This window comes from Bradyrhizobium sp. FW305-F6 (genome assembly GCF_058782905.1).
In genome coordinates, this window is the sequence record NZ_JBYSYD010000002.1 from 1,537,667 (window position 1) to 1,564,227 (window position 26,561).

Here is a 26,561-nt window from a genome sequence, read left to right on the forward strand (position 1 = left end):
AGCTCATCTTGAAAGGTTCATGGCGGCAGAATCGAGGAGACGAGGAGTTGCGTGTAGGGCTCGCGCGGGTCGTCGAGCACCTGGTCGGTGAGACCGGTCTCGATGACACGGCCGCCCTTCATGACCATTACCCGGTGCGACAACAGGCGTGCGACCGCGAGATCGTGGGTGACGATGACGACGGCGAGATGCAGCTCGGCGACCAGGCTGCGCAGGAGATCGAGCAGGCGCGCCTGCACCGACACGTCGAGGCCGCCGGTCGGCTCGTCCATGAACACCAGACGCGGCTCGGTGACCAGGTTGCGGGCGATCTGAAGGCGCTGACGCATGCCGCCGGAATAGGTGCGCGGCGCATCGTCGATGCGCGCGACATCGATCTCGACGCGGGTGAGCCAGTCGGAGGCGGTGTCGCGGATGCGGCCGTAGTGATTCCAGCCCACCGCCATCAGCCGCTCGCCGACATTGGCCCCGGCCGAGACCGCCATGCGCAGGCCCTGCGCGGGGTCCTGATGCACGAAACCCCAATCGGTGCGAAACAAGAAGCGCCGCTCGGCTTCACCGAGCGTCGTGAGATCGCGGGTGACGCCATCGCGCATCCGATAGGACACACGACCTGCGCTCGGTGCGAGCTGGCCCGACAACATCTGCAGGAGCGTCGACTTGCCCGAGCCCGACTCCCCGACGATCGCGAGCACCTCTCCGGGATAGAGCTCGAAGGACACGTCGCGGCAAGCATGGATGCGGCCGAAGGACTTGCTGAGCGAATTTGCGATCAACAGCGGCTCGTCGTTCTCAACCGGATTCTGCTCAGCCATTCGCGCCCTCCTGCGCCTTCTCCTTGTACGGCGCGGCGCTCTGGCTGCCGTGATGGCCGGCGGCTTGCCGGCCCTCGCAGTAATCGGTGTCGGAGCAGACGAACATGCGGCTGCCCTTGTCGTCGGTGACGATCTCGTCGAGATAGGAATTTTCCGTCCCGCACAACGCGCAAGGGGCGTTGGAGCGGTACGGCTCGAACGGATGGTCCTCGAAATCGAGCGATACCACCTGCGTGTATGGCGGGATCGCATAGATGCGCTTTTCGCGGCCTGCGCCGAACAATTGCAGCGCGGGACAATTGTCCATTTTGGGATTGTCGAATTTCGGCGTCGGCGACGGATCCATCACATAGCGCGCGTTGACTTTCACCGGATAGGCATAGGCGGTCGCGATGTGGCCGAAGCGGGCGATGTCCTCGTAGAGCTTCACATGCATCAGGCCGTATTCGGCGAGCGCGTGCATGCGCCGCGTCTCGGTCTCGCGCGGCTCGAGGAAGCGCAGCGGCTCCGGGATCGGCACCTGATAGACCAGCACCTGGCTCTCGTTCAGCGCCGTCTCCGGGATCCGGTGCCGGGTCTGGATCACGGTTGCCTCGTCCGTCGCCGTCGTCGTCGCGACGCCGGCGGTTTTCGCGAAGAACTTGCGGATCGAGATCGCGTTGGTGGTGTCGTCGGAGCCCTGGTCGATTACCTTGAGCACGTCGGCGGGACCGAGGATCGCGGCCGTGACCTGCACGCCGCCGGTGCCCCAGCCATAGGGCATCGGCATCTCGCGGCTGGCGAACGGCACCTGATAGCCGGGGATCGCGATCGCTTTCAGGATCGCGCGGCGGATCATCCGCTTGGTCTGCTCGTCGAGATAGGCAAAATTGTAGGTTGGCGCGTTCATTCCGCGGCTTCCTTCATGGCGTCGGGCGCATTGGCATCCGCAAACTCCTGTCGCAGCTTGCGGAGCAGGCCGAGCTCGGACTGGAAGTCGACATAGTGCGGCAGCTTCAAGTGCTCGACGAAACCGGTCGCCTGGACGTTGTCGGAATGCGACATCACGAACTCCTCGTCCTGCGCGGGAGCCAGCGCCTCCTCGCCGAGCTCGCGGGCTCGCAATGCGCGATCGACCAGCGCCATCGACATGGTCTTGCGCTCGCTCTGGCCGAAGGCGAGTCCATAGCCGCGCGTGAAGCACGGCGCCTCGGTGGCGGAGCCCTTGAACTGGTTGACCATCTGGCACTCGGTGAGCTCGATGGCGCCGAGCGGCACGGCGAAGCCTGCGTCCTCCGCGAAGAACTCGACCTCCACCTCGCCGAAGCGGATCTCGCCGGCGAAGGGATGGTTGCGGCCATAGCCGCGCTGGGTGGAATAGCCCATCGCGAGCAGAAAGCCCTCGTCGCCGCGCGCGAGATTTTGTAGGCGCAGGTCGCGCTCGGCGGGGAAGTTCAGCGGCTCGCGGGTGAGATCGCCAATGCCGGCGCCGTCCTCCGCCTGCGGCGAGGATTCGATCAGCCCGTCGCGCCCGAGAATGTCGGTCACGCGCGGCGTTGGCGCGGTGGGCGCTTCAGCCGTCGCCGGCGCGTCGGGAACGAAGCCTTCCGCGAGCGCGGGGTCGAGCAGGCGATGGGTATAATCGAAGGTAGGCCCGAGGATCTGACCGCCGGGAATGTCCTTGAAGGTGGAGGACACCCGCCGCTCCACGCGCATCGCGCCGGTGTCGACCGGCTCGCTGGCGCCGAAACGCGGCAGCGTGGCGCGGAAGGCGCGAACCAGTAAGATCGCCTCGATCAGGTCACCGCGGGCCTGCTTGATCGCAAGCGCCGCGAGCTCGCGATCGTAGAGCGAGCCTTCGCTCATGACGCGGTCGACGGCGAGGCCGAGCTGCTCCGAGATCTGGTCGAGCGTGACCTCCGGAACGCTGCGGTCGCCACGCCGCTTATGCGCGAGCAGGCGATGGGCGTTGTCGATGGCGCGTTCGCCGCCCTTGACTGCGACATACATGCTTTCAGCTTCCCTTGCTCACGATGCGCGTGGTGCGCGGGATCGCGACCACGGCGTCATCGGCGACCAGGACCACGTCGATGCCGCGCGGAAACAGCGCCTCGTTGACATGCAGGCGCTCGAACAGGTCGAACGGCTTGAACGACGCCAGCAGCGCCGCGACACCGTCGATGCCGGGGCCGCGCAGCTCGAAGCTCCGGCCGGAGGCGAGGCTGTCGACCTGAATGATCAGCGTTGTCGAGCGGTCCGGATATTCGCTGGTGCCGAGCGCGAAGCGATCGAGCGCAGGCAGCGCACCACCGTCGCCAATGAGCGCGAATGAAGCGATCGACGAATCCTGCACGACCGGCGCGCCAGTGTGGAACTTGAGCCACTTCGTCACGTCCGCGCTCTCCGCCATCCGCGCGTCGAGCCAGATTGGCGTGTCGTGGTCGAACAGCGTCAGCGCGATCGCGGCGGTGCCCCGCATCATCGTATCAGGCGTACCCGGCATCGGCACGATGCGCTGGACCGAGCCCGGCCGCGCCATCGCGTCCATGACCGAGCGAAAGGTCGATTGCGCCGACAACACCTTGTCGGCGAAACCCGGCGGCAGTTCCGCAATCGTGGTCATGATCTCACCCCTCACCGCGCACCATGGTGTAGAAATCAACCTTCGTCGCGGCGGTTTCCGCCGCCGCCCGTTCACGGCGAATCATAAGCTGCTCGCGCAACGGCGCGATAACGCCGCGCTCGACGGCGGCGCTGAAATCGCCGGACTGCACCAGCGCGTCGCACAGCGCGATCAGCCGCGCCTTCTCGCCGTCCCGCCCGAGCGTGTAGCCGAAGCCGACCTCGCCGCTGGCAAGCCGCACCGCCGCGCGCGACACCGTGGCCTCACCGAGATTGAACGGCGCGCCGTCGCCGCCGACCCGGCCGCGCAGCATGACGAGGCCGTTCTCGGGCTGACGCAGATCCTGATGCTCCGGCAAGGGCAGGTCCAAGGCCAAGTCGCGGAGGCGGGCAGCGATCTCGCCCGCCTCCGCGTGCGCCAGCACGGCCATCGCGGCCTTGCGCTGGGCTTTCTGGTTATTGTGCTGAGCCACCTGATTCACCGAACTTGCCGCACCGAAGTTGTCTATGATAATAGACAACTTCATACGAGCACGCCATGACTGTTTCGTGACAAATCCGTGATTTCTGGGCTAGGCTGACCGGCGATATGAGCATGCAAGACACTGCATCGTCCGGCGTGGCGCTATGGCGCCTCGTTGCCGACGGCATCGAGCGCGGCATCGCGGACGGCCGCTTTGCGGCCGGTGACAAGCTGCCTGGCGAGATGGAGATCGCCGAAACCTATCGCGTCAACCGGCACACCGTGCGGCGCGCACTGGCAGCCCTTGCAGAGCGCGGCCTGGTGCGGGCCGAACGCGGCAGCGGAACCTATGTCGAGGCGCAAAAGCTCGCCTATCCCTTGCGCTCGCGCACACGCTTTTCCGAGATCGTCGGCGCCGAGGGCCGCGAGCCGCATGGCCGGCTGATCGAGGCGACCGAGGACGTCGCGACGCGCGAGCTCGCGCGGGAGCTGGGACTGAAGACCGGCGCGCCCCTGGTGCGGATCGAGGCGATCCGCCTCGCCGATCGCACGCCGATCTGCGTCTCCACCACCTGGCTGTCGGCGGAGCGGTTTCCGGACGCCGGCGCCGTGTTCGCCGCGACGCGCTCCATGACCAAGCTGCTCGAGCATTATGGCGTGCGCGACTACCGCCGCGGCGCGACCCGGATCACCGCCGGCATCGTCGACGCGACCGACGCGGCGCGGCTGGACCTGCCACTGGGCCGGCCGATCCTGGTGGTCGACGCCACCGATCTGGATCTCGACGGCAAGCCGCTGGTGACCAAGCATTCGCGGTTCGCGGCGGAGCGGGTGGAGTTTCTGGTGGAATCATAGGGACCCTCTCCAAGAAACCGGAGCCGTAGGGTGGGCACGCTGCGCTTTGCCAACCCTACGAGACCTACGATCAGGCCACCGCCCTTCGCCCGATGATCGCGAAGCGCAGCTTGCCGGAAATCCAGTCGATCGACGATACCGTTATCAGGATCAGCAGGATCAGAAACGAGACCTTCTGCCATTCCAGCACCCGGATCTGTTCGGCGAGCTGGAGGCCGATGCCGCCGGCGCCGACGATGCCGATGATGGTGGCCGATCGCGTATTCGACTCGAAATAGTAGAGCACCTGGCTCAGCAAGACCGGGAATACCTGCGGCAGCAATCCGAACCGGACGCTGTGGAGATGGTTGCCGCCCGATGATCGAACGCCTTCCGCGGGGTTCTTGTCGGCGACCTCGATCGCTTCCGAGAACAGCTTGCCGAACGTTCCGAAATCGCTGCAGATCACGGCCAGGATGCCGGCAAACGGCCCCAGCCCCACAACGCCGACCCAGATCAGGGCCCAGATCAGGGTATCGACTCCACGAATGGTATCGAGACCACGGCGCGTCAAGACGTGGATGATCCGGTTTGCTACCACGTTGCGCGCCGCCAGCAGGGATACCGGCAGCGCAAGCAGCGCGCCGCCCAGCGTGCCGAGAAATGCGATCGACACCGTCTCTCCGAGCGCATGCAGATATTTCAGGACCTCCGCCCAAGAACCGGGGTTGGGCGGCAACATGAGCTGGACGAATTCGCCCAGCCTGACCATGCCTTGGGAGAGCCGGTTAAAGGGAATATCGAGCTGGACGATCCCGAGCAGGAACAGCCCGACCGCACCGCCGACCAGTATTGCGATCCTTCCCCGCTGCCACCAATCGGTCCGGAAGACGTCGGGATACCGTTCGGCAATGCCGGCCCGGTTTTCAAAACTGAAGGAGCTCATCGGGTGCTTCCCTCCAGCCCCAGCAGGCGGTGTCGCAACTGTTCCGTCAGGAAGTCGATCAGCATGACGGTAAGGACGATGAGCAGCAGGATGGCACTGACGTCGGTGTAGTAGAACTTGCGGACCGCCTCGATCAGATCCTGGCCGATCCCGCCGGCGCCGACGAAGCCCATCACGGCAGCGCCGCGCACGTTGATCTCGAACCTGAGCAAGGCATAGCTCACGAAGTTCGAGAGGACCTGAGGCAACGCGCCGAACCGAACGACCTGAACCCAGCTGCCCCCGCTTGCCGCCACCCCTTCGACCGGCTTGCTGTCGATATTCTCGACAACCTCGGCGAATTGCTTGCCCAACGCTCCAGCGGTATGGATTGCAATCGCCAGAACACCCGGCAGCGGCCCGAGACCAAAGGCCAGCACGAAGATCAGGGCAAACACGATCTCCGGCACGGTCCTGAAAAATTCCAGAACGCGCCGGGTGACGAAAACAGTCGTTCCTGATTTCACGAGATTGGCCGAGGCGAGGAAGCAAAGTGCGAAGCCGCACAGCGCACCCGAGAGGGTGCCCATATAGGCGATCAGCAACGTATCCCCGAGAAGCCGTGCCCAGCGCCGCAATCCCCAGAGCCAGTCCGCCAAATCGCTCCATGCGGTCGCGAACGAAAATTTGGGTGCGATGCTGATGAAATAGGCCGGGAAGCGCCAGAAGTTCTCGACGAAATTTCCGAGACTGACCTCGCCCATCCAGCCCGCTGCAATGGCAACGGCGATCAGGACGGCGGCACCGAGCCACACGCGCCGGCGCTTGGCGGCAATTGCAGCCGCATAACGATCGGCAAGCTCACGCAGCCTGGCTTCTGGAAATTCGGGAACTGCTGTTCGCATGGGATGTTCGGAAGAGGCGACGGGCAGATCTTGCGATCTGCCCGCCTTGTCCAACACTTCGTTTCCCTCAGGATTTCTGCTTGCGAATGCTGTCGACAAACTTGGTCAATTCGATCACGGCCTCATACGCCTTGTGGTCGACCTCGACATAGGGCAACTGCTTCCCCTCGTAGATCTTGTCGAAAGCGGCCTTGTCCTTCACCGAAATTTCCAGCACGGCTTTCTTGATCGCCGCCTTGAGGTCGTCAGGCAGGCTGCTGAGATAAGCCATCGGCGAGTTCACAATCTGCTCGGACTTCATGATGATCTTGAAATCCGCGGCCTTGGCCATGCCCTTCCGTTCCATCCGGAGCAGGTTCGATTCCTTCTCGTCGTTCCACCAGTTGAACGCCGCTTCGCAGGTGCCCTGGGAGAGCCCGATCACCGCGTTTTCATGGCTCCCCGAGTAGACCACCTTGGCGAAGAACTTTTCCGGGTCGATGCCCATCTTGTTCATCGCGAAACGCGGCACGTTGTTGCCAGAAGTCGAATTAGGATCGACGAGGCAGAGGTTCTTGCCTTGCAGGTCCTTGATGTCCTTGTAGCTCGAATCGCTTTTGACATAGAGAACCGAGTAATAGCCTTTGGTGCCGTCGCCGTTCACCTCGATCGCGAAAGGTTCGACCTTCGCGCCAATGATGTAGGCACGCGCGTAGGATGCCGGGCCGTACATCGCGATGTGAATGTTTCCTGCACGCTGACCTTCGATCACCGCGGCGTAGTCGTTGGCAATCCGCAGCGTGACCTTGGTTCCGAGCTCGCGGGACAGGTACTCCGTCAGAGGCGTCCAGCGGTTGGTGGTGCCGGAAGCATTCTCGTCGGGGACTTTTGCGAAGATCAACTCAGGATATTTTGCCTTCCAGTCTTGAGCCGCAGCGGCGGAAACTGAGAATGCCAAGGCCGCCGCAGCGGCAACGATCGTACGACGGTCTATCATGACGTCTCCCATTTCAAGGTTATGAACTGTCGAGTTCCGGCTCTACGCTAGGATCAAATTCAAAGAAGCAGCGATCAGGCCGCGGCAACCGTGCCGAGGGCAGGAACTGCCGCTCCGACCGATCCATTCCCGGGCGCAACATCCATGACTTCATTCGCCTCGAGATCGTACAGCTCGCGCGCGATATGATCGGTCAAGGCCGCCGGCGCGCCGTCGAACACGACCCGCCCCGCGGCCATCCCGATCAGGCGATCGCAATAGCTGCGGGCCAGATCGAGCGAATGCAGGTTGCAGAGCACCGTGATACCGAAGTGCTTGTTGATGCGCAGAAGCGCATCCATCACGATCTTGGTGTTGCGGGGATCGAGCGAGGCGATCGGCTCGTCGGCAAGGATAATGTCGGGCTGCTGAACCAACGCCCGCGCGATCGCCACGCGCTGCTGCTGACCGCCTGAGAGCTGGTCGGCGCGCTGGGCCGCGATGGCAGCCATGTCGAACTGCTCGAGCGCCGACATTGCGATGGCCTTGTCTTCTTCGGGCCAAAGCTGCAGCAGCGACCGCCATGTCGGCACCATCGACAGCCTTCCCATCAGGACGTTGGTGAGCACATCGAGCCGGCCGACCAGGTTGAATTGCTGGAAGATCATCGCCGAGCGCGCCCGCCACTGCCGCAGCTCCTTGCCGCGCAGCGCGGTGACGTCGGTGCCGTCGAACAGGATGCGCCCTCCGCTCGGCGTCACCAGCCGGTTGATGGACCGCAGCAGCGTCGACTTGCCGGCACCGGATCGCCCGATCACACCGACGAAGCCGCCGGGGGAAACTTGAAAGGAGGCGTCGTCCACGGCGGCTTTTGCGCCGAAACGACACGTCAGACCATCCACCACCAGCATGCAGGGCTCCAGATTGGCAGGAGCCAACCGCTAACCCCCATGCTTGACACTTGTGTGACAGCGACGTTGCGCTGCCGCAAACCTGCACGCCTCGTCCCCTGTCATCTCTTTGTCATGACATCGTCGTCAAGCCGCTTGAAGAGGGACGCCCGTCCTCACGCACCGGATGCAACATGGTTGCCAAAGCCCTTTCGGTTCAGCCGACCATCGATCCTTCGGCGAAGCTGCACGAGACCAGGTTAGGCGCGTATACCGAGGTCGGCGCACGCACGATCCTGCACGAAGTGGCCATGGGCGATTACTCCTATGTCGTCAACGATTCGCAGATCACCTACACGACCATCGGGAAGTTCTGCTCGATCGCGGCGATGACGCGGATCAATCCCGGCAACCATCCGATGCAACGCGCGACCCAGGCGCATTTCACCTACCGCTCCAGCGCCTATTTCGAAGGCGAGAGCGACGACGCCGCGTTCTTCGACTGGCGGCGCCAGCATCACATCCATATCGGCCACGACGTCTGGATCGGCCACGGCGCGATCGTGCTGCCGGGCCGCAACATCGGCACCGGCGCGGTGATCGCCGCCGGCGCCATCGTCACCAAGGACGTGCCGGCCTACACCATCGTCGCCGGCAATCCAGCCCGCATCGTGCGGCGGCGGTTCTCGGAGGAGATCGCGGGGCGTCTGGCCAAGCTCGCCTGGTGGGACTGGGATCACGACAAATTGCGCCAGGCGCTGCCCGATTTCCGCACGCTCGGGATTGAAGATTTTCTTGCGACATACGAAGCACAAGCGAGCTCTCTCACCAATCCTTCGGCCAGCAAACGAAGCGCGCTCGCGTGACAGACATATTCCTCGAAGGCGGACGGGCCCTGATCGGCACCGAGTTCGTCGAGACTTCGCTTCTCGTGTCGGGAGCGGAGATTGCGCAGCTCGATGGCTCTCGCGGCCGTGCGCGGCTAGCGATCGATGCCCGTGACCTGCTGGTGCTGCCGGGCATCGTCGACCTGCATGGCGATGCCTTCGAACGGCAGATGATGCCGCGCGCCGGCGTCGACTTTCCGATCGACGTCGCGCTGGCGGACAGCGACCGCCAGGCCATTAGCAACGGCATCACCACCGTGTTTCACGCCACGACCTGTTCGTGGGAGCCGGGCCTGCGCAGCGCCGACAATGCGCGTGGCCTGATGGAGGCGATCGAGCGGCAGCGTCCGCAATTCGCCGCCGACACCCGCTTCCACCTGCGCCACGAAACCTACAATCTCGACGCCGAGCCTGAAATCAGCCGGTGGCTTGCCGAGGGCCGCGTCGACCTGTTCGCCTTCAACGACCACATGGACGGCACCGTCGCCGACATGGCCAAGCCCCGCAAGCGCAATCGCATGGTGGAGCGGACCGGATTGTCGAGCGAGGCGTTCGACCGCCTGGTCGAGCGCGTGGTTTCGCGCGCCGACGAGGTGCCGGCTTCGGTATCGCGGCTGGCTGCAGTCGCCCGCGCCGCGGAGGTGCGGATGCTTTCGCATGACGATGCGACACCGGCGATGCGCCGGGAGTTTCGCGAGCTCGGCGCCGACATCGCGGAGTTTCCGATCAACGAAGAGACGGCGAAGGCCGCTGCAGAGGCCGGCGATGCCATCGTTTACGGCGCTCCGAACGTCGTGCGCGGCGGCAGCCACACCGGCTGGACCAAGGCATCGGACATGATCGCCAAGGGCCTCTGCTCGGTGCTGGCGTCGGACTACTACTATCCCGCCCAGCTGCTCGCCGCGTTCCGGCTCGCCGCCGACGGCGTGTTGCCGCTGGCTCGGGCCTGGGACCTGGTCTCCGCCGGCCCGGCGCGCGCGACCGGCCTTGCCGATCGCGGCATGCTCGCGCAAGGACGCCGCGCCGACATTCTCCTCGTGGACGCCAGCGTGCGGCTGCGTCCGCGGCTGATCGCGGTGATCTCGGGCGGTAGGCTGGTGCATCTCACCGATGCGACACGGCTGCTCGCTGCCGTAGCGGCGCCTCGCGGGGCTGTCGTCGCGGCTTGAATTGGTTATGCTTCGGCGATGACAAGCTTTCCCCGCTACGCGATTTATTTCGCCGCAGGCAGCGGCAGTGCCCTCTCCCGCTTCGGCGCCGAGCTGCTCGGTTACGATGCCTATTCGGGCGAAGAGGTTTCGTTTCCGCAGCCCGCAATGGAAGTCGCGCCGGACTGGCGCGACATCACCACCGATCCCCGCAAATACGGCTTTCACGCCACGCTGAAGGCGCCCATCGCACTGGCGCCGGGCAGGACCGAAGCAGAGCTGATAGCGGCCTGTGCGGCATTTGCCGGCAAGACGCGGCTGCGTCCGTTGATCCGCCCGGTCGTTGATTCCATCAGCGGCTTCATCGCCGTCATTCCGGCCGAGCCGGTCGATGCGCTGCAAGAGCTCGCCGCCGATTGCGTCCGCGCATTCGACTCCTTTCGCGCCGCGCTGACGGCGGAGGACCGCGCGCGGCGCAGGCCGGAGCGGCTGAGCGAGCGGCAGCGCGACTATCTCGACCGCTGGGGCTATCCTTACGTGATGGAGGAATTCCGCTTCCACATGACGCTGACGGGACGGCTGGATACGGAACGGCGCGGACCGATCCTTCAGATGCTGCGGATGAGGTTTGCGGCGCTGCCGATCGAGACGCTCGAGATCGATCGGATCGCGTTGTTTCGGCAGGATGACGCGAAGGCGCGGTTTCGCATCATCGGCGAGTGGACGCTGGCTCGCTAGCCGGGATCGCGCAACACACTCAACCTCCGTAGGGTGGGCAAAGGCGCGGAGCGCCGTGCCCACCACCTCTATCGACGGAGACAGATGGTGGGCACGCTGCGCTTTGCCCACCCTACGAAAGCGCGTCTGTCCCCTATTTCCCCCACCGCAGCGCCAGCGCGTCCCTTTCCTTGGCGAGCTCGAGCAATCCAGCGCGCGTTGCCGGATGCAGCGGCTGCAGCGGATGGCGCACCGCCTCCGACTTGATCACGCCGCCGGCCTGCATCATCACCTTGCAGGCGATCAGGCCGCATTGGCGGTTCTCGTAATTGATCAGCGGCAGCCAGCGCTCATAGGCGGCCTTCGCCTCCTCGCGCTTGCCTGCGAAATAGGGATCGATGATCTGGCGGATGCCATCGGGATAGCCGCCGCCGGTCATGGCGCCGGTGGCGCCGGCATCGAGATCGGCGAGCAGCGTGATCGCCTCCTCGCCGTCCCAGGGACCCTCGATGTCCTTTCCGCCGGCCTCGATCAAGCTGCGCAGCTTGGCGGCGGCACCGGGCACCTCGATCTTGAAATAGCGGATGTTGGAAAACTCGCGCGACAGCCGCGCCAGCAGATCGACCGAGAGCGGCGTGCCGGCAACCGGCGCATCCTGGATCATGATGGGAATGTCGATTGCGCCGGAGAGCACCTTGAAGAATTCGACGATGCCCTTCTCGGGGACCCGAAAGGTCGCGCCGTGATAGGGCGGCATCACCATCACCATGGCGGCGCCCGCCGCTTCGGCCTGCTTGCTGCGCGCCGCACACACGGCCGAGCTGAAATGCGTGGTGGTGACGATCACGGGAACCCGGCCGGCCACATGCTCCAGCACCGCATGCATCACCGTCTCGCGCTCGGCATCGGTGAGCACGAACTGCTCGGAGAAATTGGCGAGGATGCAGAGGCCATGCGAGCCGGCATCGATCATGAAATCGATGCAGCGGCGCTGGCCTTCGAGGTCGAGCTCGCCGCGCTCGTCGAAGATGGTGGGCGCGACCGGGAACACGCCTCGATAGGGGCGCTGAGCCTTAGGTGCGGTGACCGGCATCGAAACTCTCCATCCCTGATATGTCTTACGTCTGGCGCCGCGCTCGCGGGAGCGAGGCGGCCCAGATGTAGCCAACGCGCGGATCGGCGGCAATGCCCGCGCGAGGCAGGATTAAGAGAGGAAGGAATCAGGCCGTCTTCACCGCGCCCAGGAAGCCTTCGACCGCGACACGGAGACGATCGGCGTCCGCCGACATTTTCTTGACGGACTCCGACAGCACCGTGCCGGCGTTGCCGGTCTCCTGGTTGAGCCGGGCGACGCTGCCGATGGTGTCGGTGACCTCGCGGGTGCCCTGAGCGGCCTGCTGGAAGTTGCGCGAAATCTCGGTGGTGGCCGCGCGCTGCTGCTCCACCGCGGCGGCAATCGCGGTCATCTTCTCGTCGATGCCGCTGATGGCGCCGCCGATCGAACGGATGGCGGCGACGGCCTGGCCGGTGGCGCCCTGGATCTCTTCGACCTGGCGCGAGATCTCTTCCGTCGCCGTTGCGGTCTGAGACGCGAGGCTCTTGACCTCGCCGGCCACCACGGCGAAACCACGGCCGGCTTCTCCGGCACGCGCCGCTTCGATCGTGGCGTTCAAGGCCAGCAGGTTGGTCTGGGCGGCGATGGCGTTGATCATCTTCACGACCTCGCCGATGCGGCTTGCGGTCTGGTCGAGTATCTCGACCGTCGCGTTGGTCTGCTCGGCCTGCGCGACGGCCTCGCGGGCCTCGCGCGCGCTGGATTGCACCTGGGCGGAGATCTCGCCGACGGACGCGGACAGTTCCTCGGTCGCGGCAGCGATGGTCTCGAGATTGTTGGTAGCCTGCTCGGCGGCGGAGGAGACCGCGGCGGTCTGGCTGCTCGATTCCGTGACCAGCGAGCGCACGCCGCTCGCGGTCGCATCGAGTTCCCGCGTCGAGGCCGCAACACTCTGGATCACCGCCTGCACGGTGTCGTCGAAGCTGCGGCAAGCCGCATCGACAGTGCCGGAACGGGCAAGCTGCAGCGCCTGCTGCGATTCGCGTTCCTGGCCAAGGCGTTCCGCGGTTGCCGCGCTCTCCCGCAGGCTTTCGAGCGCGGCAGCCATGGTGCCGAACTCGTCGGGATGCCGGGATTGCGGCACCGGCGTCGCATAATCGCGCGCGCTGATGCGGGCGATGGCGTCGAGGATCGCGCGCACCGGGCGCATCAAGCGGTTGCGCACCACGAACACGCCGGCGAGGGTCACGGCCAGTGCGAGCAGGAAGCCGAAGGACTGCATAATGAGATTCGTGAGGGCCTTGGCCTGAAGCGCCTCCGCGTGCGCAATCGACAGGTCGAGCGCCTTGCTCGCGACCGCGACGATGGACGCGAACGGAGCCTGGCACAATGCGTTCCATTCCGAGGCCGGCATCGCCGGACGACCGCTGCCATCCAGGTTCCTGGTGATATCGCCGATCTGCTTGAGGGCTCCATCGGTCTTGGCGCGCGCTTCCTTGGCCGTGTTGACGAGGTCCGGCGCCACGTCAGGCGCAGCCAGCAGTTCCTCCATGCCGGTCCAGCCGGCGTTGACGATGCCGTTCCAGCCCGCGACGGTCTGCTTCTGGGTCTCATCGAGCGGCTTCGAGCTGTTGATGTTCGGGCGCAGCGTCGAGCACTGGATGCCGTAGCGGTCGCGCACCTGCCAGGCGAGGCGGCGGGCCTGGATCATGCGGGCGATGTAGGGATCGTTCATCCAGGCGCGGTTCGACACCGCGGTGGACGCGAGATTGGCGGTGTCGATCACCTTGGTGACGGAATCGTACCAGGGTGCGGTTCGCTCCACCTTGCGCTCGGCGCGCGGCAGCTTGGCCTCGTCGTAGAATAACTGGAATTTCGGCGCGGTTTCGTTCCAACGTTGCTTCAGCGTTGCTGCGAGTTCGTCGCGCCGGGCGAAATCGATAGTGGAGAGCGCGGCGGCGATGGCGTCGAAGCCGGCCTGCTCGGCCTTCTCGACAACGCCGAGCTTGGCGCGCGGATCGTCCTCGCCGAGCAGCGCGCTCTGGGCATCGCCGCGATTGCTGCGCAGGGCGACCACACCATGGAAGATCGACTTGTCGGCATTCGCCAGCCGTTCAGTCTCCAGGCTGTCGCTGTAGCGGTTGAAGGCACCGCCCATCTGGATCGCCGTGCTGGTCAACGCGCCGGCGGCCAGCAGGGTCATCAGGACCAGGAGGAGCGTGCTTACCGAATTCTTAAAAATGGACATGGGTCGGGGGACCTAACTCTCGGGAAAGGCCACCTTGCACCGCGACATGCCAAAGTTCCGTTAAGGTTTTCGTTGAATCCGAGCGATCCAGCCTGCACCCATTCCGGGCCGCCTATCCAACCCTGGTAAAATCCGGCGGCCGGCGCTCGGCGAAGGCGGTAAACGCCTCGCGCGCCTCGGCGGTGCGTAGGCGCTGCGCGAACTGCTCGCCTTCGGCTTGCATCTGCGCGACCAGCACCTCGCCGTTGCGCATCAGCTTCTTGGTCGCGGCGAGGGCGCCGGCCGGCTGGCTGGCAAGGCGCTGCGCCAGGGCGAGCGCTTCGGCATCGAGCCTGTCGAGCGGCACGACACGGTTGGCGAGGCCCCATTCCAGCGCCGATTTGGCCGGGACGGTTTCGCCGAGCGCGAACATCTCGTAGGCGCGGGCGTGGCCGATGCGCGCAGGCATCAATAGGCTGGAGGCCGCTTCCGGCACCAGGGCGAGGCTGACGAACGGCGTCGACAGTTGCGCATTGTCGGCAAGCACGACGAGGTCGCAATGCAGCAGCATCGTGGTGCCGACACCGACCGCGCGGCCCTGCACAGCGGCGACCAGCGGCCGGGTGCAGCGCGCCAGCGACTGGATGAAGCGCACGACGTTGCGGCTGCCTTCCGACTTGCCGGCTGCGACGGCGGCGAACTCGCCGACGTCGTTGCCGGCGGTGAACATGTCGCCCTCGCCGCGGATCAGGATCACCCGCGCCGACGGATCGAACTCGGCGGATTCGATCGCATCCGCCAGCTTGCCGTACATCGCATCGGTCAGCGCGTTCTTCTTGTCGGGACGCGCCATTGTCAGCGTGAGAATTCCACCCTTGTTCTCGATCCGGACGTGCTCGGTCATTCGTCTGCTCCGTGTTATTCGTCTGAACTTCTTGGAAACTTGTCCTGAATGCTCGTCAGCCAGCGCGCGACGATGTCGATCTCCGCAGCCGTGAATCCTTCCGTCAGCGCCGCATTGACTTCCGCCGCGCCTGCTTTCGCCTGCGCCAGCGCGGTCCGCCCCTTCGGCGTCAGCCAGATGCGGAAGGCGCGGCCATCCTCGCGGTCGGTCCGCCGCTCGACCAGCCTCGCCGCAGCGCTGCGATCGACGAGGCCGGAGATTCCGGCCGGCCCCAGATCGAGGGCCGCGCCCGCCTCGCCGATCAACACGCCGTCCTGCCTGCCGAGGACGAACAGCAGCCCGGCCTGCGCCGGCGTCACCTCGCTCTCGGGCCGCGCCGCCATCCAGCGCTGCAGGCGGCGATGTGCGACACTCAGCAGGTAGATCAGCCGATGGTGCCTTGCGCCGGCCTCTTTATTTCGCATACGAAATAGATAGCCGGACACGAGGCGGCTGTCAAACGCGCGTTTTCCTACCGCGCGCAGGTAAAGCTGGACGCCTCCGCTACCGGGCCGCTCTTGTGGCGCGGCCAGGAAGGCCAGCGGCACAACGGCAGCGCACGCAGTGTCGCGAACGACGGCGCCTCGACCTTCTGTTCGCTGACTTCGAGATCACCCGGCGCCTTGCCGTTCTCGACCCAGTCGACCAGCACGCTCAGCATGTCGACATTGGCCGGCGCGCCGGAGCCGACATGGTCGACGCCCGGCGCGGTGTAGAGCCGCGCGAACTCGGCCGTTTCGGCCTTCCCCATCTTGCGCTCGACGCTCTCGAAATAGCGAATGCCGGCATAGGGGCTCTGGGCGTAGTCGGCCATGTGCTCGAGCATGATCAGCCGGCCCCCCCGCGCGCGGAAACGGCTGAGATCTGGATCGGTCGAATCCATCAGTTTCGACACTTCGAGCAGCCGCGCCTTGTGCTCTTCCACCTTGTAGGTGGTGACATCGAGCCTGGGATCGCGGGCGAACACGTATTGAATGCCGCCGGCGCCGTAGATCCAGGCGATGCCGTTGTTCGGCGCGGGCGGCTGTGCTGGCGGCGCGGTCCCGAGCCACCACGCGACCCAGCCGCCGGTCGGGCCAATCGCGGGGATGTCCTCGCCGGAGACGCCCCAACCCGGATAGTCGTCGAGACCGTTGGCGAGCGCGAAGGGGAATTTGTAGATGGCGTGCAGCGTGTTGATCGCCTTGATCTGGGGATCGGTGAGACAGTGATCTCCGCTCTGGCCCGCCGCGCAGCGCAGCGTCTCGACCTTGAATGCCGTCTTGCACGCGACGGGATCCGCGACCAGCGCGTCGTCGGAGCCGTCGGCCTTGTCGCAAGCCGCGCGCACGGCATCGCCGACCAGCTTCACCTGCGCCGGATTGATCCAGCCCTCGCCCATGGTCACCAGGCCCGAGCGCGTGCCGGCGTGTTGCAAGCCGACCCAGTTGATCACGGGCACGCGGGCGAAGATGCCGTCGAAATCGTCGGGGTAGCGCTGCGCCATGGTAAGGCCTTCGCGGCCGCCTTCGGACGAGCCCATGAAGTACATTCTCTCCGGCTTCCTGCCGTAGGCGCGCTCCATCAGCGCAACCGCCGCATCGCGCACCTTCTTGTAGGCGCGATGAGCGAAATTCTCGAACGCCTCGTCGTTCAGCGCGAAGACCTGCGGCGGCTCGCCCTGCTTGGTCTCGTGGCCGGAGTCGGTGCCGTAGGTGACGAACCCTCGCGCGAGCGGCGAGGGCTTGTCGAAGGGATAGGCCGGCGGCAGCGCCAGGCCGGTGATCAGCACGCCGTTGAAGCCGCCGCCGCCATATTGCAGCGAACGGCCGTTCCATTCGACCGGAAGGTTGACCTGGAACTTGATCGGCGGTGCCCTGGGATCGGTGGGGTCGATGTGTCCGAGCACCTTGCAGAAGCGCGGATTGGCCGGCGTGATGCGCCCGGACGGCGTCGGCCCACGCTCGGCCACGGCGAGGGGCGACGGCGCCTGCAACGTCGCGGCGTCGATCTTCATGGCATCAGCGCCGCCGATGAGACTCTTGCAGACGGTCTCGGCGTCTTCCGCCAGCGTCGCCGCCGTGGCGCAATGCGCCCCCAGCAAGGCCGCCGCGCCGACAGGCAATGCGTAGAGCTTCGCACGCAGTTGCGCCATCATTTCCTCCTGTTTCTATTGTTGTTTGCTCAGGAGGCCGCATTGAAGTCGACCGCCGGCCGGCCGTCAATGATGCGCTAAAGCGCGATGAGATTTGGATGAATCGTCATCGCGCTTTAGGTTGTTGTTTGTGCATGATCTTTCCGGAAAACCGCTTCGCACTTCTCCGGATCATGCTCTAATGCTCGAACACCAGTCTCGCGCCGACCGTCCCCTCGAGGCTGCGGATCTGCTGGAGCAGCTCGCTGGAGTCATGGCCGCCGAGATCGGCGTCGAGCACGACGTAGCCGAGGTCGCCCGCCGTCTCCAGATATTGCGCGGCGATGTTGATATCGCGCTGGAGGAAGACCTCGTTCAGCCGCCTCAGCATGCCCGGCACGTTGCGATGGACATGGCTGAAGCGCGCACCGGAAGGACGAAGATGCAGTTGCACTTCGGGGAAATTCACCGCGCCCATTGTCGATCCCGTGACGAAATAGTCGACCAGCTTGCGCGCGACCTCGCCGCCGATCCGCTCCTGCGCCTCCTCGGTCGAACCGCCGATATGAGGCGTGAGGATCACGTTCTCGAGACCCTGCAGCGGACTGTTGAAGCGATCCGCGTTCGAGGACGGTTCGACCGGAAACACGTCGACGGCCGCACCGGCGAGATGACCCTCGCGCAAGGCGCGCGCCAGCGCATCGAGATCGACCACGGTGCCGCGGCTGTTGTTGATCAGGAACGAGCCAGGCTTCATCGCCCGCAGCTGCTTCTCGCCGATCATGCCCGCGGTCTCCGGCGTCTCCGGCACGTGCAGGCTGACGACGTCGCTCTGCGCCAGCAGCTCGTCCAGCCTCTCGACCGGCTCGGTGTTGCCGTGACGGAGCTTGTCGGTGCGGTCGAAATAGATCACGCGCATGCCCATGGCTTCGGCAAGGGTCGAGAGCTGCGAGCCGATATTGCCGTAGCCGACGATGCCGAGCGTGCGGCCGCGCACCTCGCGGCTGCCGGTCGCCGACTTGTCCCAGCCGCCCGCATGGGCCGACACCGAGCGCGGAAAGATTCGCCGCAGCAGCATCACGATCTCGCCGATCGCGAGCTCGGCGACGCTGCGGGTGTTGGAGAACGGCGCGTTGAAAACGGGAACACCGCGCTTGCGCGCGGCCAGCAGGTCGACCTGGTTGGTGCCGACGCTGAAGCAGCCGACCGCGAGGAGCTGATTGGCGCTCCCAAGCACTTCGTCGGTGATCTGGGTGCGCGAGCGGATGCCGAGCAGCGATACGCCCTCGAGCGCGCGCCGCAGATCCGCGCCGTCCAGCGCCTTGGGCAGCCGCTCGACATTGGTGAAACCGGCGCTCCTGAATAGGTCCAGGGCACTGTCGTTGACGCCTTCGAGCAGCAGCGCCTTCGCGCTTCGCTCGGGGCTTTGGCCTGAGGCGGACATCATGTCTCCAAAAATGGCGGCTTTGCCTGAGGCTCATAGACCGCCGAGGAGGGCCAGCACAATAGGGGCTGATACGGAGATGGCAGGCGAAGCCCTGCTTGGTATCCCAGCGGCTCCGCCTTCGTCTCAAATCACGTAAAAACCGTGCGTGCCGTCGCGGCGGAGCTGCTCGACGAGGCCATATTCCCAATCGAGATAGGCTTGCATCGCCTTCTCCGCGACGTCGGTGCCTTCATAGGGCCGGCGGTAGCGGTGGGCCGGATCGGGCTTAGGCAGCACGTGCGGCGAGCCGATCTCCAGCGCGCCGTCATAGCCGCCTTCCAGCACATAAACCTCCCAGCCCATCTGCGCCAGCCACGACGCCGTCATGTCGGCACGCACGTCCTTGTCGTCGGTCAGGAGAATGCGCGCGCCTCGCACGGGTGCGGCCATGTCGGTCTCCTGGACCAGCTGGCCGCCGGGATAGTGACGAAAGCCCCGGATGTGGCCGGCGGCATAGTCTTCGGCGTCCCGCACGTCGAAGCGATAGAGCGTGCGATCGGTCTGCGCGAGCAGCGCCGCCATCTCGCGCGTGCCGATGTGGCGAACGCCCGCGCGATAGGCAACATCGCGCGCATTGGCAGGACCGCCCTCGAACGGTCCGATCGCGCCGCGCCTGTCGGCGCCGTGGTCGAGCGCGTGCTTGGCCAGCGTCCAGCCGATGGTACCGTTGCGCAGCGCGCGCACCTTGTTCGGCACGCCGGCATTGATCAGCGACTGGGTGCCGATGATGGAGCGGGTGCGGCCGGCGCAGTTGACGATGATGGTGGTCTCGGGATCGGGCGCGGCCTGCCCTGCCCGCAGCACCAGCTCGGCGCCGGGCACGCTCACCGAGCCCGGGATGTTCATGGTCGCATATTCGTCGAAACGGCGGACGTCGAGGATGGCGATGTTGGCCTTGTCCGCGATGAGCCTGGCCACTTCGTCGGCGCTGAGCGAGGGCGTGCGGCGGCGCGACTCGACCAGCTCGCCGAACGCCTTCGAATAGGAGTTGACGTCTTCGAACACCTCGAACCCTGCATCGCGCCACGCCTTCAGCCCACCGTCGAGTGCGCTGACATTGGAGTAGCCAAGTGCAGCCAGACGTTCGGCGCCAGTCGCGACCAGCCCCTCGCCGTCATCATAGAGCACGATCGCAACGTCCTTGCGAGGTAGCCTGACCTCGGCCTCTGCCGCGATGCGGTCCACCGCCATGTTGGCGGCGAACAGCGGATGGCCGGTGGCGAAGGCGGCCTCGTATCTGGGATCGAGCAGCGCAATTTCTTCGCGCAGCAGCAGGGCGCGGCGGATATCGGCGGGGCTGATGGTGGGAAGCTTCATGGCATGGACCCTGGGTAGGACAGGCCATGGGCTTTTGAACGATTGAGAGCGCGTTGGCTAGCCTTCTCGGCTTACTCGCCCGGTAAGAGCCGCCCGAGCGGCGGCTGTGCCGGGCGCCGCAACCTGCGGCGCGACAGATAGAGCAGGATTCCGGTGACCGAGAACAAGGGCATCAAGATCGCGGCAATCATGAACACCAGCTTGCCCGGCCATCCCAGGATTGCGCCGCGATGGATGTCGTAGATGGCCGCGATGATCTTCTCGCCAAAGGTCTTGTCGGCGTAGCGCTCGGCGGAGACCTTTTGCCCGGTGACGGCATCGATGCGGAATTCATCGCGCGTGGTCTCGAGCAAGGACGCCTTGCCCCACGACCGGATGCGGATCGTCGTGCCCTGCGTCGGCAGCGTCAGCAACGCCTTGGAGAAACGGTCGCCCTCCTCGCGCTGGAACGTCATCCAGGCCTGATCGAATCCGATCGGCGGCGCCGGCTCGGAGCTCGCCGTACGCGGCGGCTTCGCCGGCATCCTGGGCTGCATCTTCGCGCCGCCGGCGTGCGGACGTGCGAGAAGCCAAGTCACGCCGTCCTTGTACCATTCGAAGGAGAAGAACAGCCCGGTGAGCGTCATCGCCAGATAGACCGGCAGGACCCAGGTGCCGATCACGGCATGCAACGACCGGTGCAGTCCGCGGCCGCTGAGCCCGAGATTCGGCTTCAGCCAGATCTTCACGCTGCCGCCCCGGCGCGGCCAGCGCAGCACGAGGCCCGAAACCAGCATGACGATGAGGCCGAGTGCGATCGATCCGGTAATCGGGCGTCCCCAGCCCTTGCCGTCGCCGGGAATGAGCAGCCAGCGATGCAGCCGGCGCACGGTCGCGAAGAACGCCTCGCCACGCGGCGAACCCAGCACGCGCGCGTCGTAAGGATCGACATAGAGCGAAGCCGGCCTTCCGCCGTTGTCGTCTCGCGCGAAGCGGACATGGGCCGCTGCCGCAGGATCGCTCGACAGCGTGACGGCCGAAACCTTGCCGAGATCCTGCGCCGCCTTCAGACGCGCGACCAACACGTCCGGCGTCAGCGCCGGGATTTGACGTGGTGGGACCTGCATGATCCCGGCATTGAGTTGATCGACGATCTCGTCCTCGAAACTCATGATCGCGCCGGTCAGCGCGATCAGGGCGAGCACCAGCGCGAGGACCAGGCCCGCAATGGAATGGACCTGGAATAGGACGGCCTTGACGGTATGTCCCAGCCGTGCCGCCATGGCTAGAATTTCACGGTAGCTGACAGCGAGACGCGCCGCGCATCGCCGATGGCGACGTTGAGATTGTTGACGGCGGAGGAGTAATAGACGGTATCGAACAGGTTCTTGACATTGAACTGATAGATCACCGGCGTGCTCTGGTATTGCATCTCGTAGGTTGCGAAGATGTCGGCAACCACATAGGACGGCAAGAAGAAGCTATTGATGGCATCGCCGGGTCGGTCGCCGACATAGCGCGCGCCACCGCCGAGGCGGAGCTGGCCGGGCAATGCGGTGCCGAAGTCGTAGACCAGGTAGAGCGATGCAGTGTTCAAGGCGACGTTTTGCAGTTTCTTGCCGAGCAGCGTCAGGTCCTCGGACGTCGTGACGCGGGCATCCGTATAGCCATAGCTTCCGATCAAGGCCCAGCTGTCGGTGAGCCTGCCGGTGACGTCCAGCTCGACGCCGCGCGAGTGGGCGCGGCCGACGGTGTGGAGCTCCACGATGCCGGCGCTGTTGGTCTTCGTCGTCTGCACGTTTCTCTTGTCGAGATCGTAGAACGCCAACGTGCCGGAGATGCGCTTGTTCAGATCGAACTTTACACCGGTCTCGTATGAGACACCTTCCTCGGGCGCGACCCGGGAGTCGATCACGACGCCGATCGGCGCAATGGTCGAATTCGGCTTCAGTGACTCGGTATAGCTGGCATAGAGCGAGATTTGGTCGGTCAGCTTGAAGATGGCGCCGCCGAGCGGAAGCACCTTGTCCTGGGACACGTTGGTGTTGGTGTTGAACGGCTTTCCGCGTCCGGCGATCTGCTCATAGTCCATGTAACGCGCGCCGCCGACCAGAGCAAAACGCTCGGTCAGATGCAGCGTGTCCTGGACGAACAGCGACCACTGGCCGAGCTTGTCGGTCTGGGCGCTGTCGGGGTTCGAAGCGGTCGTGCCCGGCCCAATGAGGCCGTAGACGGGATTGTAGACATTGAAGACGGGCGTTGCCTGCCGGATCAGGACATCGCGGTAGATCGTGCGATACTGGCCGTCGCCGCCGAACACCACGTCGTTACGCATGTTGCCGAGCCAGAAACTGCCGGAAATGTAGGACGTTCCGTAGCTGACGTTACTGAGCGAACTTCCCGTGCCATCGTTGCTGCGCGTCTCGGCGCCGGTCGTGAAGTTGATGCCGGTGATACGGAGCTGGTTGGCGCTGAAGGTTTCGGTGTTGTAGCTATAGCCTGCGTGGAGCTTCCAATCCTGGTTGAAGCGGTGCTCGATCGAGGCCTGCATCAGGTCTGAGGTGCCCCAAGTGTTGTTGAAGGGCTCATCCAGCCGGCGTGTCGCGGGCACCGCGAGCGGCGCCTTTGTCACCGGGTTGAACGCGGTGCCACGATCGAACGGGTAGATGAACTCGCGATGCTCGTAGTTGAGCTGCACCGTCGTGTCCTGGCCGTACCAGGCCAGCGACGGCGCAATCAGCATCTCGCGGTGACGGCCGAAATTGCGCCAGTAATCCTCGCTGACGCCATAGCCGATGAAGCGATAGGCGAGGCCTTGATCGCCGATCGGACCGGTGATGTCGAGCAGGCCGTCGGCGCCGGTCTTGGAGGCGCTGAAGGCGGAGCCGAGCAACGTGACGGAGCCGTGCTGATAAAGTTCCGGCCGCTTGCTGATGGTGTTGACGATGCCGCCGGGATCCATGATGCCGTAGAGCAGCGAGGCTGGCCCCTTCAGAACCTCGACGCTTTCCACGGCGGGATTGAGGCTGCGGCCCTGCACCAGCGGCATGCCGTTGCGCATGATCGAGCCGTCGCGATTGTCGCCGAAGCCGCGGCGGATCACGGCGTCTTGGCTGCCCGCGAGCGTGTTGGTCTGGGTGATGCCGGAGACATTGATGAGGGCATCGTCGATGTTGCGGGGAAGTTGGTCTTTCAACACCTGCTCGGGCACGACGTTGACGGCCTGCGAGGTGTCGAGCGGCGAGGCGCCGCTGCGCAGCGTGGTCGAACTCGGCATCGCGCGATAACCGAGCTTTGCGGCTTGTTGGGCGGCGGCTTCCGCCGCTGCGCGTTCCGCAGGCGTCGGCGCTGCGGGCGCGGTGTTTCGATTGCGCCGGCGCGCAGCGATCTGCGCGCGGCGTGTTGACTGGTCCGATGCCCGCGCCGGCCTGGACCGCTGCGCCGGCGCTTCGACCGTCACCGGCGGCAACGCCGATTGCGCTTGCGCGGACGTCATGTTGGAGGGACATTCAGCGAGCAGCACCGCCGCTCCGATGAGAAGACCGGCACTGCTCTTGCCGGCACGATGACGGTGGCCGCTGCCGCGCTGGCCACCCACGAAGGCACGCACTTTTATTCCACTTCAAGTCAAGAACGCAGAAGTGTGCGCCTGTAACAGTGGCTACGAGCGAAGAGAACCGCAGCCGAGCTTGAATCGCTCTAGTATTGAATCGTTCTAAGTGTCGAACGGCGCCGAACGTCAATCTCCGATTGGATCTAGCCGCGATCACGGCACGCTGTGTGGGAATTTGCGGAAGCGTGCCGCGAGCGTGCGCGATCTCACGCGATGGCAGGCGCGATCAACTGCTCCAGCTTTCGCTTGTAGGCGATGCCGTCGGACGAGGCGCGAAGCGGCGGACGCACGCGCAGCCAGCCAGCATCCCCCGTCTGCGCCGCCAGGATCGCCTTCAAGGTCGCGACCAAGGACGGCGTCTTGACCACGATGTCGGCCGCGGCCTGCATGCGCGCCTCGGCGTCCTTGCCATCGAGCATGTCCTTGACCAGCTCGGGCGCGATGTTGGCCATGCCGCAGATCGTTCCTGCGCCGCCCGCGGCGATGGCACGGGCGATGTCGGCTTCGTTGCCGACGGTGACGGCAAGCTCGGGCACGGCTGCGCGGAATGCCTGAAACTGCTTGAAGTCGCCGCTCGAGTCCTTCAAGCCGGCGACCTGCTTGCCGTAGCGCTTCCGCAAGTTCGCGGCGACCGTCGCCGGGATCGCGACGCCCGACACTTGCGGGATGTGATAGAGCGAGGCGCGCAGCCGTTCGTCGGCGACACCATCGATGATCGCGGCAAAGGCATCCTCGATGCCTTCGGCCGTGATGCTGCGGTCGAAATAGGGCGGCAGCAGCAGGACGTGGCGCAGACCGAAACCAAGCACGGCGCGCGTCAGCGCGATGCTGTCGCTGATGGCGGGAAAGCCGCCGCCGATGCCCATGCGTTCCGGTGCGATACCTGCCTCGAGCAAGGCTTCGATGGTCGCGACGCGTTCACTGACATTGAACGAGGTGCCCTCGCCGGTGGTGCCGAACAGCACGACGCCGTCGACGCCCTTGCCAAACAACTGCTTGGCGTGAGCGGCGAGCTTTGCCGAGTCCACGCTGCCGTCGCTCGCCAGCGGCGTCGCCGACGCCACCCAGAACCCGCGAATTGCCTCCATCATCCCATCGGCCTTTCTGCTGCCACCCAACCAAGCCTTTGATTCCGAGGAGTCTTAAGGCTGGGCTTTAATCATTGTTTTTACTTTACTTTCCATCTTGTACCTTACATACAAGGCAGAGGCAAATTCTTTTCACCCTTGCGGCGCGCATGAGGCGCAGCTGGTTTCGGAGGAGGTCTGGCATGGACATCGCGGCTCCCGTCGCACGCGCTGACCAAGTGCTCGTTGCACTTCGCGAAAGGCTCGGCGCCGCCGCGGTGCTCACAGGCGCCGATGTGCCGGCGCGCAATTGCAACGACTGGAGCGCGAGCCTGCCGCAGACGCCGCTCGCGGTGATCAGGCCAGCCGATGCGCAAGGCGTGGCCGCTGCGATTGCAGCCTGCCGGCAGGCGCGGCTTCCATTCGTGCCGCAGGGCGGACTGACCGGCCTGTGCCGCGGCGCTTCGCCCGAAGCCGGCTGGGTCGCGATCTCGCTCGAGCGCATGACCGGCATCGAGGAGATCGACCCTGCTTCCGCAACCATGACGGTGAAGGCGGGCACGCCGCTGGAGACGATCCAGAAGGCCGCGGACGAGGCCGGCTTCTTCTTCCCGCTCGACCTCGGCTCGCGCGGCTCCTGCGCCATCGGCGGCAATCTCTCGACCAATGCCGGCGGCAACCGCGTGATCCGCTACGGCATGACCCGCGAGCTGGTGCTCGGCCTCGAGGTGGTGCTGCCCGACGGCACCATCATCACCAGCCTCAACAAGCTGATGAAGAACAACGCCGGCTACGATCTGAAGCATCTCTTCATCGGCTCGGAAGGCACGCTCGGCATCATCACCCGCGTGGTAATCAAGCTGTTTCCGAAGCCGCGCTCGACCATGGCCGCACTGTGCGCGCTGAAGGATTACGATGCCGTGCTCGGGCTGCTCGCCGCCGCGCGCTCGGGGCTCGGGCCGCTGCTGTCGGCGTTCGAGGTGATGTGGCCGGATTACTGGGACGTGATCACGAATCGCGCCGGAGTGAAGCCGCCGGTCGCGCCAGGTCATGGGCTCTACGTGCTGGTGGAAGCACAAGGGACCGACGAGAGCGTCGACGCGCCGCGCTTCCAGAGCTGGCTCGAGGAGCTGATGGAGCGCGGGCTGCTCGCCGATGCGGCCGTCGCGCAATCGCTGGCGCAGACGCAGGCCTTCTGGCGCGTGCGCGACATCTGCGCCGAGTTCGGCCAGGTGCTGGGGCCGCACATCTCCTACGACATCGGCCTTGCGGTCAAGCGGATGGACGAATTCGTCACGCGCTGCAAGGCGGCGCTGGCCTCGGGCATCGAGGGCTGCGAGAGCGTCTATTACGGCCATATCGGCGACGGCAACCTGCATCTCGTCTCCTGGGTCACCGGCCTCTCCGTCGCGCAGCAGCCGAAGGACGAGATGGACGCGATCATCTACGGCCTGGTCCGCGACATGGGCGGCAGCGTCTCCGCCGAGCACGGCATCGGCACCTTGAAGAAGCAGTGGCTGGGCTATGCCCGGAGCGAGGCCGAGATCGCGCTGATGCGCACCCTGAAGGCGGCGCTCGATCCCGATCAGCTGCTCAACCCCGGCAAGGTGGTCTGAGCCCGC

General features: G+C 65.4%; 24 protein-coding genes. 5 read left to right on the plus strand and 19 right to left on the minus strand.

Going from position 1 to position 26,561, the window contains the following annotated elements:
• Nucleotides 1-17: 17 nt before the first annotated feature.
• Genes phnK through phnG form a run of 5 tightly spaced genes read right to left on the minus strand, consistent with a single transcriptional unit; the run spans nucleotide 18 to nucleotide 3,898 of the window.
• Nucleotides 18-815 carry a phosphonate C-P lyase system protein PhnK gene (gene phnK / locus AC3WLX_RS18605; protein WP_492337034.1) on the minus strand — a complete coding sequence of 266 codons (798 nt, stop codon included), beginning with the start codon at nucleotides 813-815 and terminating at the stop codon, nucleotides 18-20.
• A complete protein-coding gene (locus AC3WLX_RS18610; protein WP_492337035.1) occupies nucleotides 808-1,704 on the minus strand; it encodes an alpha-D-ribose 1-methylphosphonate 5-phosphate C-P-lyase PhnJ in 897 nt (298 codons plus the stop codon). Before AC3WLX_RS18610 ends, phnK begins: the two co-directional genes overlap by 8 nt.
• Nucleotides 1,701-2,804: a carbon-phosphorus lyase complex subunit gene (locus AC3WLX_RS18615; protein ID WP_492337036.1), complete on the minus strand. Its 1,104-nt coding sequence runs from the start codon at nucleotides 2,802-2,804 to the stop codon at nucleotides 1,701-1,703. The genes AC3WLX_RS18610 and AC3WLX_RS18615 overlap by 4 nt, the downstream gene beginning before the upstream one ends.
• 4 nt (nucleotides 2,805-2,808) lie before the next feature.
• Nucleotides 2,809-3,417, minus strand: coding sequence for a phosphonate C-P lyase system protein PhnH (gene phnH / locus AC3WLX_RS18620; protein ID WP_291624517.1), 609 nt, complete (start codon nucleotides 3,415-3,417; stop codon nucleotides 2,809-2,811).
• A 4-nt stretch (nucleotides 3,418-3,421) separates the two neighbouring features.
• The gene (gene phnG / locus AC3WLX_RS18625) at nucleotides 3,422-3,898 is read right to left on the minus strand and encodes a phosphonate C-P lyase system protein PhnG (protein WP_291624525.1); all 477 of its coding nucleotides are present in this window, start codon (nucleotides 3,896-3,898) and stop codon (nucleotides 3,422-3,424) included.
• 107 nt (nucleotides 3,899-4,005) lie between these two features.
• Between phnG and phnF the strand changes: the two genes are divergently transcribed.
• Nucleotides 4,006-4,734, plus strand: a complete 729-nt coding sequence (gene phnF / locus AC3WLX_RS18630) for a phosphonate metabolism transcriptional regulator PhnF (RefSeq protein WP_492337037.1) — start codon at nucleotides 4,006-4,008, stop codon at nucleotides 4,732-4,734.
• Between the two features lie 70 nt (nucleotides 4,735-4,804).
• On the opposite strand, the gene phnE (AC3WLX_RS18635) is transcribed toward phnF, so the two are convergent.
• The 4 genes from phnE (AC3WLX_RS18635) to phnC all read right to left on the minus strand — a co-directional run bounded on the left by phnE (AC3WLX_RS18635) (nucleotide 4,805) and on the right by phnC (nucleotide 8,409).
• Nucleotides 4,805-5,659 (minus strand): phosphonate ABC transporter, permease protein PhnE, encoded by an 855-nt coding sequence (gene phnE / locus AC3WLX_RS18635; RefSeq protein WP_492337038.1) that lies wholly within the window; start codon nucleotides 5,657-5,659, stop codon nucleotides 4,805-4,807.
• Nucleotides 5,656-6,543, minus strand: coding sequence for a phosphonate ABC transporter, permease protein PhnE (phnE, locus tag AC3WLX_RS18640; RefSeq protein WP_291624520.1), 888 nt, complete (start codon nucleotides 6,541-6,543; stop codon nucleotides 5,656-5,658). Before phnE (AC3WLX_RS18640) ends, phnE (AC3WLX_RS18635) begins: the two co-directional genes overlap by 4 nt.
• Before the next feature lie 67 nt (nucleotides 6,544-6,610).
• Nucleotides 6,611-7,519: a phosphonate ABC transporter substrate-binding protein gene (phnD, locus tag AC3WLX_RS18645; RefSeq protein WP_492337039.1), complete on the minus strand. Its 909-nt coding sequence runs from the start codon at nucleotides 7,517-7,519 to the stop codon at nucleotides 6,611-6,613.
• Nucleotides 7,520-7,593: 74 nt separating this feature from the next.
• Nucleotides 7,594-8,409, minus strand: coding sequence for a phosphonate ABC transporter ATP-binding protein (gene phnC / locus AC3WLX_RS18650; RefSeq protein ID WP_492337040.1), 816 nt, complete (start codon nucleotides 8,407-8,409; stop codon nucleotides 7,594-7,596).
• A gap of 173 nt (nucleotides 8,410-8,582) precedes the next feature.
• Here phnC and AC3WLX_RS18655 point away from each other — a divergent pair, with 173 nt between their 5' ends.
• The 3 genes from AC3WLX_RS18655 to AC3WLX_RS18665 are packed head-to-tail and all read left to right on the plus strand — an operon-like array spanning nucleotide 8,583 to nucleotide 11,161.
• On the plus strand, nucleotides 8,583-9,254 hold the full coding sequence (locus AC3WLX_RS18655; protein WP_492337041.1) for a transferase hexapeptide repeat family protein: 672 nt from the start codon (nucleotides 8,583-8,585) through the stop codon (nucleotides 9,252-9,254).
• Complete coding sequence (locus tag AC3WLX_RS18660; RefSeq protein WP_492337042.1) at nucleotides 9,251-10,444, plus strand: alpha-D-ribose 1-methylphosphonate 5-triphosphate diphosphatase; 1,194 nt, start codon at nucleotides 9,251-9,253, stop codon at nucleotides 10,442-10,444. Before AC3WLX_RS18655 ends, AC3WLX_RS18660 begins: the two co-directional genes overlap by 4 nt.
• Before the next feature lie 18 nt (nucleotides 10,445-10,462).
• Nucleotides 10,463-11,161, plus strand: coding sequence for a DUF1045 domain-containing protein (locus AC3WLX_RS18665; RefSeq protein WP_492337043.1), 699 nt, complete (start codon nucleotides 10,463-10,465; stop codon nucleotides 11,159-11,161).
• A gap of 133 nt (nucleotides 11,162-11,294) precedes the next feature.
• Here AC3WLX_RS18665 and AC3WLX_RS18670 read toward each other — a convergent pair whose 3' ends face one another.
• From AC3WLX_RS18670 to AC3WLX_RS18715, 10 genes are all read right to left on the minus strand, one after another.
• Complete coding sequence (locus AC3WLX_RS18670; RefSeq protein ID WP_291630583.1) at nucleotides 11,295-12,233, minus strand: dihydrodipicolinate synthase family protein; 939 nt, start codon at nucleotides 12,231-12,233, stop codon at nucleotides 11,295-11,297.
• Between the two features lie 127 nt (nucleotides 12,234-12,360).
• Entirely contained in the window at nucleotides 12,361-14,442 is a 2,082-nt protein-coding gene (locus AC3WLX_RS18675; protein ID WP_492337044.1) for a methyl-accepting chemotaxis protein, read from the minus strand.
• A 112-nt stretch (nucleotides 14,443-14,554) separates the two neighbouring features.
• Nucleotides 14,555-15,325: an enoyl-CoA hydratase gene (locus tag AC3WLX_RS18680; RefSeq protein WP_492337045.1), complete on the minus strand. Its 771-nt coding sequence runs from the start codon at nucleotides 15,323-15,325 to the stop codon at nucleotides 14,555-14,557.
• Nucleotides 15,326-15,339: 14 nt separating this feature from the next.
• On the minus strand, nucleotides 15,340-15,789 hold the full coding sequence (locus AC3WLX_RS18685) for a MarR family winged helix-turn-helix transcriptional regulator (RefSeq protein ID WP_492337046.1): 450 nt from the start codon (nucleotides 15,787-15,789) through the stop codon (nucleotides 15,340-15,342).
• A 47-nt stretch (nucleotides 15,790-15,836) separates the two neighbouring features.
• On the minus strand, nucleotides 15,837-17,498 hold the full coding sequence (locus AC3WLX_RS18690; RefSeq protein WP_492337047.1) for a tannase/feruloyl esterase family alpha/beta hydrolase: 1,662 nt from the start codon (nucleotides 17,496-17,498) through the stop codon (nucleotides 15,837-15,839).
• Nucleotides 17,499-17,676: 178 nt separating this feature from the next.
• A complete protein-coding gene (gene serA / locus AC3WLX_RS18695; RefSeq protein ID WP_492337048.1) occupies nucleotides 17,677-18,921 on the minus strand; it encodes a phosphoglycerate dehydrogenase in 1,245 nt (414 codons plus the stop codon).
• Between the two features lie 126 nt (nucleotides 18,922-19,047).
• Nucleotides 19,048-20,280 carry a rhodanese-like domain-containing protein gene (locus tag AC3WLX_RS18700; protein ID WP_492337049.1) on the minus strand — a complete coding sequence of 411 codons (1,233 nt, stop codon included), beginning with the start codon at nucleotides 20,278-20,280 and terminating at the stop codon, nucleotides 19,048-19,050.
• Between the two features lie 71 nt (nucleotides 20,281-20,351).
• On the minus strand, nucleotides 20,352-21,542 hold the full coding sequence (locus AC3WLX_RS18705; protein ID WP_492337050.1) for a PepSY-associated TM helix domain-containing protein: 1,191 nt from the start codon (nucleotides 21,540-21,542) through the stop codon (nucleotides 20,352-20,354).
• A gap of 2 nt (nucleotides 21,543-21,544) precedes the next feature.
• A complete protein-coding gene (locus tag AC3WLX_RS18710; protein ID WP_492337051.1) occupies nucleotides 21,545-23,869 on the minus strand; it encodes a TonB-dependent siderophore receptor in 2,325 nt (774 codons plus the stop codon).
• A gap of 209 nt (nucleotides 23,870-24,078) precedes the next feature.
• On the minus strand, nucleotides 24,079-24,963 hold the full coding sequence (locus AC3WLX_RS18715; protein ID WP_492337052.1) for a dihydrodipicolinate synthase family protein: 885 nt from the start codon (nucleotides 24,961-24,963) through the stop codon (nucleotides 24,079-24,081).
• Nucleotides 24,964-25,142: 179 nt separating this feature from the next.
• On the opposite strand from AC3WLX_RS18715, the gene AC3WLX_RS18720 reads away from it, so the two are divergent.
• Nucleotides 25,143-26,555 carry an FAD-binding oxidoreductase gene (locus AC3WLX_RS18720; protein ID WP_492337053.1) on the plus strand — a complete coding sequence of 471 codons (1,413 nt, stop codon included), beginning with the start codon at nucleotides 25,143-25,145 and terminating at the stop codon, nucleotides 26,553-26,555.
• Nucleotides 26,556-26,561: the final 6 nt, after the last annotated feature.

Excerpts from the sequence above, each read along its gene's own strand:
- phnK (WP_492337034.1), bottom strand. The coding sequence starts at position 815 with ATGGCTGAGCAGAATCCGGTTGAGAACGACGAGCCGCTGTTGATCGCA.
- AC3WLX_RS18610 (WP_492337035.1), bottom strand. The coding sequence starts at position 1,704 with ATGAACGCGCCAACCTACAATTTTGCCTATCTCGACGAGCAGACCAAG.
- AC3WLX_RS18615 (WP_492337036.1), bottom strand. The coding sequence starts at position 2,804 with ATGTATGTCGCAGTCAAGGGCGGCGAACGCGCCATCGACAACGCCCAT.
- phnH (WP_291624517.1), bottom strand. The coding sequence starts at position 3,417 with ATGACCACGATTGCGGAACTGCCGCCGGGTTTCGCCGACAAGGTGTTG.
- phnF (WP_492337037.1), top strand. The coding sequence starts at position 4,006 with ATGAGCATGCAAGACACTGCATCGTCCGGCGTGGCGCTATGGCGCCTC.
- phnE (WP_492337038.1), bottom strand. The coding sequence starts at position 5,659 with ATGAGCTCCTTCAGTTTTGAAAACCGGGCCGGCATTGCCGAACGGTAT.
- phnE (WP_291624520.1), bottom strand. The coding sequence starts at position 6,543 with ATGCGAACAGCAGTTCCCGAATTTCCAGAAGCCAGGCTGCGTGAGCTT.
- phnD (WP_492337039.1), bottom strand. The coding sequence starts at position 7,519 with ATGATAGACCGTCGTACGATCGTTGCCGCTGCGGCGGCCTTGGCATTC.
- phnC (WP_492337040.1), bottom strand. The coding sequence starts at position 8,409 with ATGCTGGTGGTGGATGGTCTGACGTGTCGTTTCGGCGCAAAAGCCGCC.
- AC3WLX_RS18655 (WP_492337041.1), top strand. The coding sequence starts at position 8,583 with ATGGTTGCCAAAGCCCTTTCGGTTCAGCCGACCATCGATCCTTCGGCG.
- AC3WLX_RS18665 (WP_492337043.1), top strand. The coding sequence starts at position 10,463 with ATGACAAGCTTTCCCCGCTACGCGATTTATTTCGCCGCAGGCAGCGGC.
- AC3WLX_RS18670 (WP_291630583.1), bottom strand. The coding sequence starts at position 12,233 with ATGCCGGTCACCGCACCTAAGGCTCAGCGCCCCTATCGAGGCGTGTTC.
- AC3WLX_RS18675 (WP_492337044.1), bottom strand. The coding sequence starts at position 14,442 with ATGTCCATTTTTAAGAATTCGGTAAGCACGCTCCTCCTGGTCCTGATG.
- AC3WLX_RS18680 (WP_492337045.1), bottom strand. The coding sequence starts at position 15,325 with ATGACCGAGCACGTCCGGATCGAGAACAAGGGTGGAATTCTCACGCTG.
- AC3WLX_RS18685 (WP_492337046.1), bottom strand. The coding sequence starts at position 15,789 with ATGCGAAATAAAGAGGCCGGCGCAAGGCACCATCGGCTGATCTACCTG.
- AC3WLX_RS18690 (WP_492337047.1), bottom strand. The coding sequence starts at position 17,498 with ATGGCGCAACTGCGTGCGAAGCTCTACGCATTGCCTGTCGGCGCGGCG.
- serA (WP_492337048.1), bottom strand. The coding sequence starts at position 18,921 with ATGTCCGCCTCAGGCCAAAGCCCCGAGCGAAGCGCGAAGGCGCTGCTG.
- AC3WLX_RS18700 (WP_492337049.1), bottom strand. The coding sequence starts at position 20,280 with ATGAAGCTTCCCACCATCAGCCCCGCCGATATCCGCCGCGCCCTGCTG.
- AC3WLX_RS18705 (WP_492337050.1), bottom strand. The coding sequence starts at position 21,542 with ATGGCGGCACGGCTGGGACATACCGTCAAGGCCGTCCTATTCCAGGTC.
- AC3WLX_RS18715 (WP_492337052.1), bottom strand. The coding sequence starts at position 24,963 with ATGATGGAGGCAATTCGCGGGTTCTGGGTGGCGTCGGCGACGCCGCTG.
- AC3WLX_RS18720 (WP_492337053.1), top strand. The coding sequence starts at position 25,143 with ATGGACATCGCGGCTCCCGTCGCACGCGCTGACCAAGTGCTCGTTGCA.